Here is a 15,591-nt window from a genome sequence, read left to right as displayed (position 1 = left end):
GGGCATCGCCCCGGCCAGTAGGATTCCCTGCGTGGCAGCATCCTCCCAGCGCAAGAAGAAGACCCCGACCGCGAAGCGCACCCCGGTTCGCACGAGCGGCAACCCGGCGAAGCGTCCGGCGGTCGAAGCGGGACCGGTGACGGCCTCCGACTGGATCGGGGCCGCGCGTCTGCGCACCCTTCCTCTCGCGATCGCGCCGGTCGTGATCGGCACGGGAGCCGCGCGCAGCACCGGGCCCGAGTTCCACTGGGTCATCGCGCTCGCCTGTCTCGCCGTCGCGGTGCTGCTGCAGATCGGCGTGAACTTCACGAACGACTACAGCGACGGCGTCCGCGGCACCGATGCCCACCGCGTCGGGCCCGCACGCCTGACGGCATCCGGACGGGTGCGGCCACGCACCGTCCTCATCATCGGGCTGGTGTTCTTCGCGCTCGCCGCCCTCGTGGGTCTGGCGATCGTCGTGCGCACCGGCCAGTGGTGGATGCTCGCGGTCGGGGCCGCCTGCATCGTCGCCGCGTGGTTCTACACCGGCGGCAAGCGGCCTTACGGCTACTACGGGTTCGGCGAGGTCTTCGTGTTCGTGTTCTTCGGACTCGTCGCCACGCTCGGTACGACGTGGGTGCAGATCTTCGCCCTGCCGCAGCAGGCATGGCTCGGCGCGATCGCGACCGGCCTGTTCGCGTGCGCCGTGCTGCTCGCCAACAACCTGCGTGACATCGACCAGGACCGCGAGGTCGGCAAGCGCACCCTGACGGTGCTGATCGGCCGCCGCGCGACGCAGGTGCTGTTCACCCTCTTCGTGCTCGCCCCGTTCGGCATCGCCGCCTTCCTGGCCCTGGCGTTCCCGATCGCGTGGATCTCGCTGCTGGCACTGCTCGCGGGCCTTCCGGCCATCGCGATCGTCTGGTCGTACCGTCAGCCGAAGGAGCTGGTCACCGCACTCGCGCTCACGTCGCTGACGTCGCTGCTCTACGCGGGTGCCCTCTTCTGGGCGTTCGTCGGCTGAGCGGTCGTCGGCTGAGCGGCCAACGAGGCCGACGTCATCGATGGCATCATCGCGACCTCTTCGCCCGCGCAACGGGATCTACGAGTTCACCGAGGACGGCTACATTGTCGTCGGAGACATCGGTGAGCGGGTCGGCGACTGGCTCGCCGACCGTTCCGTGGACATTGGGGAGTGGTTCACGTGATGGCGGCGTCGACGGGGATCGCAGAGGGAGCGTGCGCGTGACGGATCAAGTTCGAATCCACGAGTACGTAGGAAGGGCGGCGTCCGCGGAGCGACGAGGCGCCCCCAGGCGAGAGGTCCCGATGTGGGCGTGGGCGGTGGCCGGCGTGGCCCTGATCGCCACCGTGATCTTTATCGTGTCCGTGAACCATCCGATGCTTTACGGGCTTGTTGTGAGCCTCTTCGTCGCAGGGCTCGCTGAGCGCGCCCACGATCGCCTCGTGCCGCCATGGGGTGCGGGTTACGTTGACGCCGAGGTGGGTCCGGCGGGTCTGCGGGTGCGCGGGGGGTCATCGATGAGTTGATCGCGGAGAAGCGTCCGCGATCCTGAGTCAGGCCCTGCCGTCGCCCGTGGCGTCGTCGATCGCCTCATCCTCGGCGTCTGCGTCGGCCTGGCTGGCGGAGGCCCGGCTCTCGCGGCGCTCGTGCAGTCGAGTGGACGCATCGGTGAGGGGCGTGCGCAGGAACAGCATCGAGATGCTCATGCCGATCAGCGCGGCGAAGATCGCGGCGAGCCACCAGAACTCCCGGAAGATCGGGAAGAAGATCCAGAGGATGGCGAGCGGGACGAGGAACGCCAGCAGCCGCAGCACGGTGTAGACGAGGAAAGGCGCGGGCTTCTTCACCCTTCCAGTCTACGTTCGCCGCGACGAGCCTCCGTCGCCGGATCCGGAGCCGTCGGGGATGCCGAGTCGAGTGAACGGGATGCCCCGCACCACGCGCCGCCACGGGTGCTCGCCGAGCGACCACAGCAGCCCGGCCTCGAGGTCGAGCGCCAGGTCCTCGCATCCGACGGGGAGAGGGACCGGATTCGGGCTCAGGGTCTCGCGGTGTCCGCTCCAGAGCGTGCCGGGGTGCATGCGGTCGGATTGCGACACGAAATGGTGGGGGCCCCAGCGGACCGCGCCCTGCATCCGCGGGATGCCGGGAGTGAAGCGGTCGACTTCGGTGAAGTCGCCGTCGGCGCCGTCGGGGATGGCGAACTCGCCGATGCGTCCACTCTCGTCGGTCCGGTGCTCGCCGATGAGCACGCGCGAGAGAGAGGTGCCGTCTTCGTCGAACACCCGGCCGAGATACGAGCAGCGCAAAGCGATCGGATGCACGCGGGTGCGCACCGCGATGAGCGCGGTGCTGCGTCCGCCGCGACGGTGTGCTCCCGCGAGTCTCTGCGCCAGTGCGCCCCGCACCTCGCGGATGTCTGAGAGATCGAACTCCCAGATGCCTCGCCCCGTCGCCGCCGCGAACAGCCGATCCCCGAACCAGGCGAGCCCGCCGGCGTGGATCCGTGCCGGCTGCAGTTCGCCTTCGTCATCGGTGACAGCGAGCAGGATGTCGATGTGGCGTGAACGCTCCAGGTCGACGAGCGTGACGCGGGAGGCGAGGTGCTCGCCGGAGAGCTCTTGTCGGAACCAGCTCACGGCCAGGGTGCGTCGACCGCGCCATTCGCCGACGTCGATGCCTTGCGGGTACCAGCGCCTGGTCCACGTCCTCGCGCTGAGCCAGCGCAGGTCGACGGTGTCGCGGCGTCGCTGCCGCACGGGGCGCCAGGTCGATCCGAAGGGCCAGAGCATGCTCCCCATCGTCGCTGATGACGGGCGTGCGTGCGAACCGGACTCCGGCGGGGAGTGACCGCTCGGCGTTCTCGCAGACTCCGTCAAGCTGACATGTATTATGTTACTCGGCGTCGCGTTCGTCTCTGGGGAAGGAATGCGACGACGAAGAACGTCTCGGGGGAGTCTGATGGGGGTCAGACGATCCCGCGGCTCGCGGGATCGCATCTGTGATCCCGCATCCCGAACGTGTCACGTTCGGCAGTGCGATGCACTGGGAGGTGTGGTTCCGTTCGGGTGCGGGACCACACCTCAGTGCTCGTCTCTGCAGACACCTGACGTTCACCTCCGTGTCGCCATCCGGCAACGACCGCCTGGCACCATTCCCGGACACCGTCCGTCTCCGGGAGTCCTGTGCGCACACCCCTCGTCACCGTCATCCTGCCCGCGAAAGACGCCGGGGAGTACATCGGGACGACGCTCGAGACGCTCACCCGCCAGTTCGCCGATGCCGGAGCTGTCAAGCTCGTCGCGATCGACGACGGGTCGCGCGACGACACCGGCGTGCTCATGCAGACCTACGCGCAGCGCTTCGATCATGCCGAGGTACTGCGGAATTCGGCGGCACGGGGTCTGGCGACCGCGCGCAACCAGGGTCTGCAGCACGTCGAGGGCGACGCCTTCTGCTTTCTCGACGGCGACGACTGGATGCAGCCTCGACGGCTCGAAGTGCTCGTGTCGCGTCTGCGGGAGCTCGACTGCGACTTCGTGCGCACCGACCACGTCACCGTCACGGGTCGTGAGCGCGCGCTCATCCGTGCGCCGCACCCGTGGCGCGACCGGGTGACCTCGCCGCGCGATGCCATCTTGCCGGAGAACGAGTCGACGATGGTCGACTACCCCTACGCCTGGGCGGGGCTCTTCCACCGCAGGATCATCGACGACGGACTGGCCGCCTTCCCCGAGGGGCTGTTCACGGCGGAGGATCGCCCCTGGATCTGGCGACTGCACCTGCAGGCCGAGTCGTTCGCAGTGGTAGATGCGCCCGCCCTCCTCTATCGGCGGGGTGTCGCCACATCGCTCACTCAGGTGCGCGACCGGCGGCAACTCGACTTCGCCAGGGCGATGAACGAGGTCGTCTCGGTGGTCGAGCAGGATGCGGAGGCGGAGCGCTTCCTGCCCAAGGTCGTCTGGACGGCGCTCGCGCTCAGTTCCCACCACCTCGTGCGCGCCCGACGGATGAGCCCGCAGCTGCGCACGGAGATGCGATCCGGGATCCGCGACATGCTCCGCCGGCTTCCCGCCGATGAGGTGGCTGCGGCGCTGGGGCGCTTCGACGGGCCGCGTCGCCGGGTGCTCGCACGCATCCTCCGACAGGCGGGACGCGCGGCATGACGCAGATCTTCGCGCTGCACAGCGCCTACGGCCTGTCGACCGCGGCTGCCGCGATCGACGGCGGACTCCTGGACGCTACGTCCGCGTCGTCACACGAACGCATCCTCGTTCCCTTCACCTCGTCTCGGGTGCCCGAGACGGTGGTCGGGATCGCGCAGGATCCGGCGCTCGTATCGCTGCGTGCGCGGTTCGACCGTATCGAGCCCCTGGAGGACCTGCTCGGACCGCTGCATCCGAGTTCCTGGGAACCGGCCGATGCCGATCTCCCGCTGCTCGAGCGGCTGTTCGCACGCGCCTGGGATGTGGAGCCTCGTGACCTCGACCTGTTCGTGCAGAGTCCGCAGGTGGCACCGGCGCGCACGCTGATGGCACTCTTCCCGAACGCGCGCATCACGATCGTCGGCGATGGGTTGATGACCTATTCGCCGATGCGGGTGCGGCTGCCGTATCCGGTCGCCGCACGCATCGAACGCGTCGTGCACGCCGACGTCGTGCCGGGGGTGCGGCCCCTCGTCGGGTCCCCTCGTGCAGAGGTCGTGCCGGTGCCGCCGGCCTCGTTCGCCGCAGCCCTACGGGAGATGGATACCGGGGACCCCCAGACCGCACTGGGCGAGGGTGAGTGTTCGACGGTGCTCGTCCTCGGACAGTACCTGTCGGCGCTCGGCCTGATGACGGCGGCCGACGAGATCGATCTGCAGACGCGCCTGATCGATCGCGCGGCACTGTGGAGGCCCCAGAGGATCGTGTTCAAGCCGCACCCGGCCGCGCCGCCCCTGGTGACCGCGGCCGTCGAAGCGCGGGCGGCCGGGCACGGTATCGACTTCGTCGAGTACCCGGGCCCGCTCGCGGCGGAGCTGCTCGCCGAGCGGCTGCACGCGGTGGCGGTGGTCGCGGGGTTCTCCACCGCGCTGCCGACCGTGCACACGCTCTTCGGTCGGGCGATCGGCTCGGCGGGGAACGACACCGTGCTGGCCGCCCTCACGCCGTTCGAGAACAGCAACCGGATTCCGGTGACCCTGGTCGACGCCCTCACGCGCGAGAACTCGCCGTATACCGACCCCGCACGTCTGCAGCTGCTGATCGACGCCGTCGGCTACGCGATGCAGCCGGAGATCGCCGGCCACCTGCGGGTCCGCGCCGAGGAGTTGCTGCAAGGCCTCGATCCGGGCGAGCGCGATCGGTACTTCACGCCGCGTCGGCTCGCCGAGCTGCGACTGCCCGGTGCGCCGGTCGAGAACGCCGTGCGCCGTGCGCTGCGCCCCGCCGGTGGAGTGGGCAGGATCGAGGAGTGGCGACTCCATGCTCTCGGTGCGCGGAGACGTGCGGGGCGTGCGTGGCGGGCGATACGCGGACGATGATGACGGGGACGATGAGGATGTGGACGATGGACGAGCAGAGACCTCTCACGGTGGCGATCATCCCGGCGCGCGGCGGATCGAAGCAGGTGCCGCGCAAGAACCTGCAGCGCGTCGGCGGCGTGCCGCTGGTCGAGCGTGCGGTGCGCGCGGCGGCCGCCGCACCCGGCATCGACCTGGTCGTGGTCTCGACCGACGATGACGAGATCGCGGCGGTGGCGACCTCGGCGGGCGCGCGCGTGGTCCGTCGCCCCGCGGAGCTCTCCGGAGACACCGCGACCTCGGAGAGTGCGATCCTGCACGCACTGGACGACCTCGAGGAGCACGGAGAACGGGTCGGTATCGTGGCCTTCCTGCAGGCGACCTCGCCGTTCATCCCGAGCGATGCGCTCGCCGCGGCCGTGGAGGAGATCCGCGCCGATCGCGCCGACAGCGTCTTCTCGGGTCACGAGACCTACGGGTTCCTGTGGCGGGAAGACGACGCCGGCGAAGCGGTGGCGATCAATCACGAAGCCGCGCATCGTCCGCGACGACAGGACCGGGAGGCCCACCACCTCGAGACCGGGGCGTTCTACGTGTTCCGCGCCTCGGGCTTCCGGGAGAGCAGACATCGCTTCTTCGGCAGGATCCGCATCGCGGCGGTGCCGGAGTGGACGTCGATCGAGATCGACGATGAGGATCAACTCCGGGTCGCCCGCGCGCTCGCCACTCTGCACGAGGTTCCCGGACCCGTCCCGGTGCGCGCAGTCGTCACCGACTTCGACGGCGTGCACACCGACGACACCGCGATCATCGACGCGGACGGCGGTGAACGGGTGCGGGTCAGCCGGGAGGACGGCATGGGGGTCGCCCTGCTGCGACGAGCCGGTGTGCCGCTGCTGATCCTCTCGACCGAGGTGAATCCGGTGGTCCGCGCTCGCGCCGACAAGCTCAGGGTGCCCGTGCTGCACGGCATCGACGACAAGGAGACGGCGCTGCGCAACTGGGCGCGCGACAACGAGGTGGCTCTCGCCGACATCGCCTACCTCGGCAACGACGTCAACGACCTGCCGGCGCTGCGGATCGTGGGGTGGCCGATCGCGGTCGCCAATGCGCATCCGCTGGTGATCGCAGAGGCCCGTGTGGTCCTGCGCCGCCGGGGTGGAGAGGGAGCCGTGCGGGAGCTGATCGAACGGGTGTTGTCGAGCTGACCGATGCCGGTAACCCGGTGGTCGCCCGGCGTTCATCCTCGGCCCGTAGTCAGGAGGGAGGGGTAGCACCAACGCTCGAACACCGGAGGAATCATGACTGTCAGCATCGGCTCACGAGTGATCGGCGGCGGGCGTCCTGCCTACGTCATCGCCGAGATCGGCCTGAACCACAACGGCGACGTGGACATCGCGAAGAAGCTCATCGATGTCGCGGCCCGCGCCGGTGCCGACGCCGTGAAGTTCCAGAAGCGCACGCCCGAGATCTCCACGCCCGAGCACATGCGCGACGTTCCGCGTGAGACGCCCTGGGGCGTGATGAGCTACCTCGACTACCGCCGCCGCGTCGAGTTCGGTCGCGACGAGTACGTCGAGATCGGCGACCATGCGATGATGCTCGGCCTGGACTGGTTCGCGTCGCCGTGGGACGTTCCCAGCGTGGCCTTCCTCGAAGACCTCAACGTGGTCGCGCACAAGGTCGCCTCGGCCAGCCTCACCGACACCGAGCTGCTGGTCGCCCTGCGCGAGACCGGCAAGCCCGTGATCCTCTCCACCGGCATGTCGACCATCGAGCAGATCGACCGGGCGCTCGACACGCTCGGCACCGATCGGGTGGTCCTCATGCACGCGACGTCGACCTACCCGCTGGAGCCGGAGGAGGCGAATCTGCGCGTGATCGCGACACTGCGCGACCGCTACCCCGGCGTGCCCGTCGGCTACTCCGGGCACGAGCGCGGACTCCAGATCTCCCTCGCCGCCGTGGCCATCGGAGCTGTCGCGGTCGAGCGTCACATCACGCTGGACCGCACCATGTGGGGCTCCGACCACGCGGCCTCGCTCGAGCCGACCGGCCTCGAGCACCTCGTGCGCGACATCCGTGTGATCGAGCGCGCGACCGGCGACGGGGTCAAGCGGGTGTTCGACAGCGAGCGCGCGCCGATGGCGAAGCTGCGCCGCATCTCGGCATGACGGCTGCCTCCGGTATCCGCGTCGTCGCCGTCGCGGACGCCGACTCCTTCGTGAAGTGGTCTGCCTCGCTTCTCGGCTCCGTGCCGGGGCTGCGGCCGCACCTGCTGCTCGTGCGCACGCCGCTCACAGCCAGCCTCGAGCAGCAGCGCACCGCGCTCGCGGGTACGACCCTCGGCCCCGGCGATGTCACCCGCATCGGGTTCGCGCAGACGGCGACCTGGCTGGCGGAGCAGCGCCCCGACGTGGTGCTGCTCGCCGGACGTGGACCGTTCGTACGGCTGATGGGACGCGTGATCGACGCGTTGGAGCACCGGCCGGTCACGGTCTCCGGGCTGCCCGGCATGGCGATCCCCGCCCAGCGCGGGGCGCTCGACTACCGCCGTCACACCGATCTGCTGGTGGTGCACTCCCACCGTGAGGTGCGGGCCTTCGAAGAGCTCGGCCGCCGGATCGGGGTGCAGACGCCCGTCGCGCTCGCGACCCTCCCGTTCGCAAGGCGGCGCCAGCGGATGCTGCGGCCGACGCGACTCGGCGTCGATGCGGCGGCGGCGCGGCGCGGTGGTGTGGTGGCGCGAGGCGGTGGTATCGCGGTCGCCGAGCGCCCTCCGCGGACTGCCCCGGTCAAACCACCGGCGACCGACATCGTCTTCGCCGCGCAGGCCCTCGTGCCTCTCGCCAAGGACCAGCGCACCGAGATCGCTGCCATGCTCGTGCGAGCCGCCGAGGCCGAACCGGGTCGTCGCGTGGTGGTGAAACTGCGATCACGGCCGGGAGAGTCGGAGACGCATCTCGAACGCGCGCCGTATGCGGGGCTGCTGCCCTCACGCAGGCCGGAGAACCTCGTCTTCTCCTACGACTCGATGAGCACAGCTCTCGAAACAGCTGCCGGACTCGTCACGGTGAGCTCGACGGCGGCGATCGAGGCCACCGCTCTGGGGGTGCCGGTGATCGCTCTCGACTCCTTCGGCGTGAGCAAGAGTCTTCTGAACACGGTGTTCGTGGGAAGCGGACTGCTCGGCGGCCGCAGCGAGGTCGTGGCCGGGCGCTTCCGGCATCCGCATCCCGACTGGCTGCGCGACAACTACTTCCACCCCGAGGCGGAGTCGACGTGGTGGGAGCGGGTCGAGCAGCTCGTCGCTCTGCGGCGCTCCGGGGCGCTACCCGCGCGACGGGTGCCGGCGGCCCGCGGCGGATCGCTGCACGAGGCCTGGCATCGGGCGAGTGTGCTCGGTGCAGAGGACGGCACGGCACAGGGTGCGGTGGCGCTCGCGGTGGGCGCTCCGGCGACGCGAGCGCTCTCCGCCCTGCGTCGCCGGAGGAGACCCGTGGGCGGCGGTACCTGGGCGGATGCTTCGACCGACTACACCCTCGAGCCGAACCCGTTCGACGACTCGATCCGGCGCTGAGCCACGGTCTAGGGCTGCTACCGCTACTGCCGAAACCCAGGCGTTTCGTTCCACCGTCGGGGTGTCGCGCCACGACGCGCGGATGGTGCGCCACTGCGTCTGGGTTTCGGCATGCCCGCAGCGGCGCACCATCGGTCGCCGTCAGTTGCTGCGACGGATGGCGCGCACCCCGACGATCAGTCCGACGACCGCGACCGCGAGCGCCGAGACCCAGCCCCACAGCACGGTCACGTCGCCGAGGTCTCCGGCGAACAGGGCGCGCTCGGCCTGAACGACCCAGTTGACCGGGTTGACCGAGGCGACGACCCGCATCCAGTCGGGAGCTGCGTCGAGCGGCAGCAGCATGCCCGAGAGGATCAGCAGCGGGAAGATCAGCGACTGCTGCACGCCCCAGAACAGCCACTCACGGTCCTTGGTCGCGAGAGCCAGCGAGTACGACAGCGAACCGAGCCCAACGCCGAACACTGCCAGCAGTGCCAGGCCGATGAGCAGTCCGGGGATGTCGGCCGCGAACCCGAACGGCCAGGCGATCAACACGATCACCAGCGCCTGCACGACGATCGGTGCGATCTCCTTGAGCGCGCGTCCGACCAGCAGCGAGGAACGGGCGAGCGGGGCGACCAGGGTGCGCTCATGCGATCCGGTCATCATCTCGTACTGCAGGTTCGACCCGGTCGACCCGGTGCCGAACAGCACGATCATCACCAGCACGCCCGGCACGAACCACGCCAGCGTCTCACCGGCCGGCTGTCCGGAGTCGCCGATCAACAGGGGCGCGAACAGCCCGAGGAAGATGAGCGGCTGCAGCAGACTGAAGATCAGGGTGAACGGGTCGCGGAGAACGGGCTTGAGCTCGCGCGTCAGCACGTTCCTGGTGTCGCGCGCGAGGTTCGGGCGCACGAGCGTGTCGGTGGCGTTCATGAGAGGACTCCTGTCGTGCTGGTCTCGGAGGTGGGACTGTTCTCGGTGGTGTCGGAGGCGGATGCGTCGCCGGTGGCATCCGCTCCTTCTCCGGCGTCGCGCAGGGTGCGCCCGGTGAGGGCGAGGAAGACGTCGTCGAGCGTCGGTGGCACACCCGTCGCGCGACGGACCAGGATGCCGGCGGCGTCCAGCTCGCGCACCACCACCGGCAGCAGCCGGTCGCCATCCTGCACGGCGAGCGAGATCGAGTTCCCGTCCACGGACACCGGGGCCCGACTGAGACGGGCGACCACGGCGCGGGCACTTGCCGCCTCGGCGGCGTCCGCGAACCCGAAGGTCAGCACGTCGCCGGCGAGGGTCGCCTTGAGGGAGGAAGCGTCGTCGTCCGCGATGATCCGCCCCTTGTCCATCACCATCACCCGCTCGGCGTAGCGGTCCGCCTCTTCCAGATAGTGCGTGGTGAGGAAGACCGTGGTGCCGTGCTGGGTGCGCAGATCCAGGATGTGCTCCCAGAGGTTCGCGCGGCTCTGCGGGTCGAGTCCGGTGGAGGGCTCGTCGAGGAAGATCAGCGGCGGCGCGTGCATGAGCCCGAGTGCGATGTCGAGTCGGCGTTTCTGTCCGCCGCTGAGCTGCTGCACACTGCGGGTCGCGAAGGATGCGAGGTCGAGGGATTCGATGAGCTCGTCCGCCCGCCGGGCGCTGTCCCGACGCGACATGCCGTAGAACGCGCCCTGGCTGAGCAGTTCGTCGCGCACGCGCTGTGAGAAGCTGCCGCTCGTGAGCTGACCGACGTACCCGATGCGTGCGCGTACCCCGGCCGCGTCGGTGCGGATGTCGTGCCCGACGACCCGCGCGCGGCCGGAGGTGGGCGGGATGAGGGTTGTCAGCATCCGCAGAGTCGTCGACTTGCCGGCGCCGTTGGGACCGAGGAAGGCGACGAGCTCTCCGCGCACGGCGGTGAAGGAGACATCGGTCACGGCGTGCACCGGCGTCTTCTTGACGGTGAAGACCTTGGTCAGGCCTTCGGTCTCGATGAGGGATTCGTTCATGGGAGCGAGCGTAAAATCCTATGCGGACACATCCTGTCCGCATGCTCTGGCAATCTGAGACGCATGACCGACACCACCTCCCGCGCCCTCGCTCTGCTCAACCTGCTGCAGACGCACCGGCACTGGCCGGGGACCGAGCTCGCCACCCGGCTGGGGGTGACCGAGCGCACCGTGCGCCGCGACGTCGATCGGCTGCGCGAACTCGGCTACCGCGTCGAGTCGACCCCCGGCGCCGCCGGCGGATATCGGCTGGAGGCGGGAAGTGCTGTGCCTCCGCTGCTGCTCAACGACGACGAGGCGGTGACCATGGCGATCGGACTCCGCGTCGCCGCCACGCAGCAGCTGGTTGGTGGGCCGGACGTGACGCTCACGGCTCTCGCGAAGCTGGAGCAGGTGCTTCCATCGGCGCTGCGACAACGGGTGAACGCGCTCGCGGCATCGGTGCAGGCACCGCGCATCGGAGAGGGGCCGGTGGTCTCGCCCGAGGTGCTCGGGGAGATCGCGCTCGCCACCCGCGATACCGAGCGGCTGCGCCTGCGCTACGTCGACGGTGAAGGGCGGGAGAGCGTGCGCCGCGTCGAGCCGCACGCCCTCGCACCCGCCGGGCGCAAATGGTTCCTGCTGTGCTGGGACCTCGATCGGGACGACTGGCGCACGTTCCGCGTCGACCGCATCTCCAGGGTCGAACACACGCGGGTGCTGTTCACACGGCGCGAGATCACGGAGGACGAGATCGAGGAGCGCGTGCTCGTCGCCTCCTCGTGGTCGCCGCAGAAGGTCGAGGCGGCCGCCGTGATGGAGCTGCCGCTCGCCGAGATGCGGGAGCAGTTCGGACCGTGGTGGGAGGGCGCGACGCCCGTCGGTGACGACCGCACACGCTGGCCCGTCGGCGGCTCCGACTGGCGCGAGGCCATGTACGGACTGCTGTGGATCCCCGAGGGCGTCGAGTACACGCTCACCCTGTCGGATCCGCACCGCAGCGAACTGCGCGAGGCCGTCGGACGCCTGATGCGTGCCCTCGATGCCCCGGAGCCGGATGACGCCGAGTGACGGCCGGGAGTCATCTTCAGACTCATAGGGTTATCCCAGGCAACGGTCCTGGCGGGTCAGATCACGGCCGGGTAACGTCATTCCCATCGCGGCGATCCGGGCGGTCCCGGGCCTCAGCTCATACCTGATGGCGTTGCGGGTTCGACTCCCGCCGTCGCGTCCACTTCGAAAGCCCCGTAAGCCTTGAGAAATCAGGGGTTACGGGGCTTCTTCGTTACTCCGAGCGCGTCCCGTGACAACAGATTGGCAACACTCGCGGCCGTGCGTGCCTGATCGAGGCATCCGAAACCGCGGTCAGATCGTCGTCGAAGAGATCGGCGTAGACGTCGAGCGTCATCGCCGCGGACTTGTGGCCGAGCATCCGCTGCACGGCTTTCACGTTCGCGCCGGCCGAGATCGCGAGCGATGCTGCGGTGTGGCGGAGGTCGTGGATCGTCATGCGGGGGAGTCCGGCATTCTCGAGCGCTGTGACGAACCAGGAGCGGGAGCCTTCGCTCGTGCGCGGCCGCGGCAGGTGTACGAGTCCTTCGCCGAATAGCAGGGCGTCGCGTGGCTTGCCCTCGCACTCTCTGTTCTTCCGCGCCTAGCGCGCATGGGGGGACGGTCCATGTAGCATGCAGTCATGTCCAAGCAGGGGGTGAAGACGTGGCGTTTCCGCTGCTGCTGACCAGCAAGCTCACCGGCGCCACCACCTCTCAGCTGCAGCGTTGGGCGCGCGAGGAGCTCCTGGTCCCCGGCGTCAATCCGAAGCGGCCGCCCTTGTGGTCCTATCAGGATCTCATCGCGCTCCGCTCGATGGTCTTTCTGCGTGCTCGCACTTCGTCGCAGCGGCTGCGGAAGGCATGGAGCAATCTTCCTGTCGTGGATCTCACCGATCACCCCTCGAGGTATCGGTTCGGCACCGACGGCAAAGCGATTTTTGTCGAGGGCCCTGATGGGTACATGGATCTCACAAGTGTGCCGGGACATGCGCTCGTCCAGTACACCTTCGAGGAGCTCTTCGAGGAGTTTGAGGACTTCCGCGGACGACCGATTGTGAACTTCCGGCACCCGTCGCAGCACCTCACCGTGCATCCCAAGCGCCTGGGCGGGTGGCCCACAGTCGACGGGACCCGTGTCGGGTTCGACTCCGTCGCCAAGCTGGTGGACTTCGAGACCGTATTCCCTGAGGATGTCGCTGAGTTCTACCCGGCCGTCTCGGCGTCGGCAGCAGAAGATGCAGTGCGGTTCAATGAGGAAGTTCAGGTCGCGTGAGCATCGCACGGCCGCGCGTCTACATCGACGAGAACCTGCCGCACCAGATTTCCGGCTCGCTCGCCAAAGCCTTCCGCAACCCGATCTTCAGTTCCCATAAGGACGAAGGACTAACCGGAGTCCTCGACCTGCCGCTGTTTGAGAAACTGAAGGATCGCAAATTCGACGCGATCATCACCAGGGACATCGCGCAATCGATCACGACAAGCGAGCGTGACGGCTTGCGTGCGGCCGGCCTTCACTGGGTTGGCATCCGGGAGCCGAGGACAGCGGTCGGCCTCGAGTTCCACAGTGCGATCCTCTCGTCGGTGGCCGCTACGATCCCGACATTGATACGAGGCTTCGCTTCCGCGCCCCAGGCGTACTTTGTCGAGTGTGAGCACTTGCGCTGGAAGCAGCCGATCCACGTCGAAGTGCTCTGACCATCGAGGATCAATCGTGACCCCTTCTGACGCCCTGGCCGGCCTTGGAGTGGCTGTTGCCGTGCTCACAGTGATCATCACCGTAATCGTGGCTCGCCACGGCTGGGAGCAGGATCGGGATCACCGGGACGCCTCACTCGAAGCGGAATGCGTGAAGGCGATGTGCAAGCTCATCGATGCGCGATATGCGCCGCTCGATGGGACACCCTGGAACCAATTTGAAGGCGTGGCAGCGAACGAACACCACACCACGGCGATCGCGGCAATGAACGCAGTGTCCGCTCAACGACGCGACCACGACTTCCTGCGATTCATCGCCATCCAGGCCATCGCGATCCAAGAAGAAGCGATTCGCTACCGGAAGTCCGCAGATCACGAGAACGACATCGAGTCTGGTGCAGTGGGGGATCGTCGGGGCGCAATCTTCGGAGCAGCAATCATGCTCCAAGAGGATCTGCTCCTGTGGCAACGGCACGGCTCAAAGCAACATGTCAGGTCATTCTGGTCCCACTACGCTGACGAGCTACTGAACCGATCCCGCATCGGACCCACCCCCGCATAAAATTCAGCCCCCACCCCCTGAGTGCGGACCACCACCGGGAGGTGATCCTCTCCCCCCGCACCGGTTTTCTATTCCTAGCGGGGGTCGCGCGCGCGAGGGAGGCCCCGGAAGCCGTCATTTCGCACCTGTAGTCGAGATTCCGACTCCCCCTGCGTCACGCGGTAGGGCGTGCGAGGCGGGGCGACATCGGGTCTAGATTTGTGCGAGGTGCCGAACTTTCGCCAGGTCCGATCGTTCGGCCTAATCATTCCCGGTGCTGTTGTACTCGGCACGGCGCATGAGTGGCTCGCTTACCCCGTTGAGGCTGTACCAGATCGACACCTCGAGGATTCCGACTTGCTCGTCTACCTTCATGGTCACCTCCTGCGCCGTCTCAAGATGGATCATCTCGCCTTTGTGTATCCTCGCTGGCAACTCCACCGGTGATGAGTTCAAGTCACCCGTGTCAGGGACGAGGCCAATGTCATCGGCGAACAACGAGTAGTCGGCGCCGTCTGGATGCACCTTGTCGATGCGATAGGCCATATCGAGGTGAACACGATGGACGAAGACCGTCGCTCCGGTGCAGTGAACGGACACGCCCAGCCCGGTTCCGTCAGTTTCGCTGAACCCGTGAGTGTTCGGGAACACCTCGAAGCTGACGTCCAGCGCGGCGATGCTCGCCGCGAGAGCTTCGGCGGTCAGCGCGGCGGTGCGTTCGGCGCTGGCGGCGGACTCGCGCGCGGACTTGGCGAGCTTGTTAGTGAGGAACGCGTACCAAGCGGTGATGCCCACGAGAACTACCGAGCTCAGGGCCGAGATCCATGACTCCATGCCCTGAGTATTGTCTAAGCGACCTCGGCGAGGCTCCTCCGCCTCCGCCTCCGCCTCCGGATCTCGGCCGGCGTCATCCCAGCCCGCACCGTGCCGACGCTCGACTTCGTCCGCTTCGCAGCCTCGGCGTAGTTCAACCAGGTCTTGTTGCTATCCATCCCCATGGAGGGAGAGTCGCACCACAGCGACCATGTGCGACGGTGATAACACCGTGACAACAAAACTCGTGATTCAGGCCGATTCAGCCTGATCCCGGTGAGCGAGAAACCCCGGGATTCCGGGCGAGAAGCGCAGCCAGCGCGCCCTCACGCGGGTGTACGTAGGGTTTGACTCCCGCCGTCGCGTCCACTTCGAAGCCTCAGGCGCCCTCCGGTCGCACTTCCCGTCGTCAAAACGCCCCGCGGGCGGCAGCAAGTGCGACCGGAACTCG

At 68.2% G+C, this 15,591-nt stretch carries 16 protein-coding genes, 1 tRNA gene and 1 pseudogene; 12 read left to right on the top strand and 6 right to left on the bottom strand.

Annotated elements, in window-relative coordinates; genetic code table 11:
• Positions 1 to 31 precede the first annotated feature (31 nt).
• Positions 32 to 1,006, top strand: a complete 975-nt coding sequence (locus ACIQLD_RS08380; RefSeq protein ID WP_402607210.1) for a 1,4-dihydroxy-2-naphthoate polyprenyltransferase — start codon at positions 32 to 34, stop codon at positions 1,004 to 1,006.
• A 40-nt stretch (positions 1,007 to 1,046) separates the two neighbouring features.
• Positions 1,047 to 1,190 (top strand): hypothetical protein, encoded by a 144-nt coding sequence (locus ACIQLD_RS08375; protein ID WP_402607208.1) that lies wholly within the window; start codon positions 1,047 to 1,049, stop codon positions 1,188 to 1,190.
• Between the two features lie 370 nt (positions 1,191 to 1,560).
• On the opposite strand, the gene ACIQLD_RS08370 is transcribed toward ACIQLD_RS08375, so the two are convergent.
• Both ACIQLD_RS08370 and ACIQLD_RS08365 read right to left on the bottom strand, forming a co-directional pair.
• Positions 1,561 to 1,854 carry a DUF4229 domain-containing protein gene (locus ACIQLD_RS08370; protein ID WP_402607206.1) on the bottom strand — a complete coding sequence of 98 codons (294 nt, stop codon included), beginning with the start codon at positions 1,852 to 1,854 and terminating at the stop codon, positions 1,561 to 1,563.
• Positions 1,855 to 1,863: 9 nt separating this feature from the next.
• Positions 1,864 to 2,799, bottom strand: a complete 936-nt coding sequence (locus ACIQLD_RS08365; protein WP_402607204.1) for a hypothetical protein — start codon at positions 2,797 to 2,799, stop codon at positions 1,864 to 1,866.
• Positions 2,800 to 3,192: 393 nt separating this feature from the next.
• Between ACIQLD_RS08365 and ACIQLD_RS08360 the strand changes: the two genes are divergently transcribed.
• From ACIQLD_RS08360 to ACIQLD_RS08340, 5 genes are all read left to right on the top strand, one after another.
• Positions 3,193 to 4,173, top strand: a complete 981-nt coding sequence (locus tag ACIQLD_RS08360) for a glycosyltransferase family 2 protein (protein ID WP_402607201.1) — start codon at positions 3,193 to 3,195, stop codon at positions 4,171 to 4,173.
• Positions 4,170 to 5,531: a polysialyltransferase family glycosyltransferase gene (locus tag ACIQLD_RS08355; RefSeq protein ID WP_402607199.1), complete on the top strand. Its 1,362-nt coding sequence runs from the start codon at positions 4,170 to 4,172 to the stop codon at positions 5,529 to 5,531. The genes ACIQLD_RS08360 and ACIQLD_RS08355 overlap by 4 nt, the downstream gene beginning before the upstream one ends.
• Positions 5,532 to 5,557: 26 nt before the next feature.
• The gene (locus tag ACIQLD_RS08350) at positions 5,558 to 6,718 is read left to right on the top strand and encodes a cytidylyltransferase domain-containing protein (protein WP_402607197.1); all 1,161 of its coding nucleotides are present in this window, start codon (positions 5,558 to 5,560) and stop codon (positions 6,716 to 6,718) included.
• 93 nt (positions 6,719 to 6,811) lie between these two features.
• A complete protein-coding gene (locus ACIQLD_RS08345; protein ID WP_402607195.1) occupies positions 6,812 to 7,684 on the top strand; it encodes an N-acetylneuraminate synthase family protein in 873 nt (290 codons plus the stop codon).
• The gene (locus ACIQLD_RS08340; RefSeq protein ID WP_402607193.1) at positions 7,681 to 9,090 is read left to right on the top strand and encodes a DUF6716 putative glycosyltransferase; all 1,410 of its coding nucleotides are present in this window, start codon (positions 7,681 to 7,683) and stop codon (positions 9,088 to 9,090) included. Before ACIQLD_RS08345 ends, ACIQLD_RS08340 begins: the two co-directional genes overlap by 4 nt.
• Before the next feature lie 141 nt (positions 9,091 to 9,231).
• Here the strand turns inward: ACIQLD_RS08340 and ACIQLD_RS08335 are convergent, their stop codons facing one another.
• Entirely contained in the window at positions 9,232 to 10,011 is a 780-nt protein-coding gene (locus ACIQLD_RS08335; RefSeq protein WP_402607191.1) for an ABC transporter permease, read from the bottom strand.
• Positions 10,008 to 11,060, bottom strand: a complete 1,053-nt coding sequence (locus ACIQLD_RS08330; RefSeq protein WP_402607189.1) for an ABC transporter ATP-binding protein — start codon at positions 11,058 to 11,060, stop codon at positions 10,008 to 10,010. The genes ACIQLD_RS08335 and ACIQLD_RS08330 overlap by 4 nt, the downstream gene beginning before the upstream one ends.
• Positions 11,061 to 11,123: 63 nt before the next feature.
• On the opposite strand from ACIQLD_RS08330, the gene ACIQLD_RS08325 reads away from it, so the two are divergent.
• Both ACIQLD_RS08325 and ACIQLD_RS08320 read left to right on the top strand, forming a co-directional pair.
• On the top strand, positions 11,124 to 12,110 hold the full coding sequence (locus ACIQLD_RS08325) for a helix-turn-helix transcriptional regulator (protein WP_402607187.1): 987 nt from the start codon (positions 11,124 to 11,126) through the stop codon (positions 12,108 to 12,110).
• 87 nt (positions 12,111 to 12,197) lie between these two features.
• Positions 12,198 to 12,273: transfer RNA gene (locus ACIQLD_RS08320), tRNA-Met, on the top strand.
• Between the two features lie 51 nt (positions 12,274 to 12,324).
• Here the strand turns inward: ACIQLD_RS08320 and ACIQLD_RS08315 are convergent.
• A pseudogene (locus ACIQLD_RS08315) lies at positions 12,325 to 12,675 on the bottom strand (tyrosine-type recombinase/integrase); the annotation flags it as partial.
• 80 nt (positions 12,676 to 12,755) lie between these two features.
• Between ACIQLD_RS08315 and ACIQLD_RS08310 the strand changes: the two are divergent.
• The 3 genes from ACIQLD_RS08310 to ACIQLD_RS08300 are packed head-to-tail and all read left to right on the top strand — an operon-like array spanning position 12,756 to position 14,348.
• Entirely contained in the window at positions 12,756 to 13,364 is a 609-nt protein-coding gene (locus tag ACIQLD_RS08310) for a DUF433 domain-containing protein (protein ID WP_402607185.1), read from the top strand.
• Positions 13,361 to 13,786 carry a hypothetical protein gene (locus ACIQLD_RS08305; RefSeq protein ID WP_402607182.1) on the top strand — a complete coding sequence of 142 codons (426 nt, stop codon included), beginning with the start codon at positions 13,361 to 13,363 and terminating at the stop codon, positions 13,784 to 13,786. Before ACIQLD_RS08310 ends, ACIQLD_RS08305 begins: the two co-directional genes overlap by 4 nt.
• 16 nt (positions 13,787 to 13,802) lie before the next feature.
• Positions 13,803 to 14,348 carry a hypothetical protein gene (locus ACIQLD_RS08300; protein WP_297555725.1) on the top strand — a complete coding sequence of 182 codons (546 nt, stop codon included), beginning with the start codon at positions 13,803 to 13,805 and terminating at the stop codon, positions 14,346 to 14,348.
• 240 nt (positions 14,349 to 14,588) lie between these two features.
• On the opposite strand, the gene ACIQLD_RS08295 is transcribed toward ACIQLD_RS08300, so the two are convergent.
• Entirely contained in the window at positions 14,589 to 15,161 is a 573-nt protein-coding gene (locus tag ACIQLD_RS08295; RefSeq protein ID WP_402607180.1) for a hypothetical protein, read from the bottom strand.
• Positions 15,162 to 15,591: the final 430 nt, after the last annotated feature.

Origin of the sequence: Microbacterium sp. NPDC091662, from assembly GCF_044756705.1 — a bacterium.
GTDB lineage: Bacteria > Actinomycetota > Actinomycetes > Actinomycetales > Microbacteriaceae > Microbacterium.
Note: the sequence above shows the minus strand (reverse complement) of the source record. Positions and strands in the feature narration are given on the sequence as shown.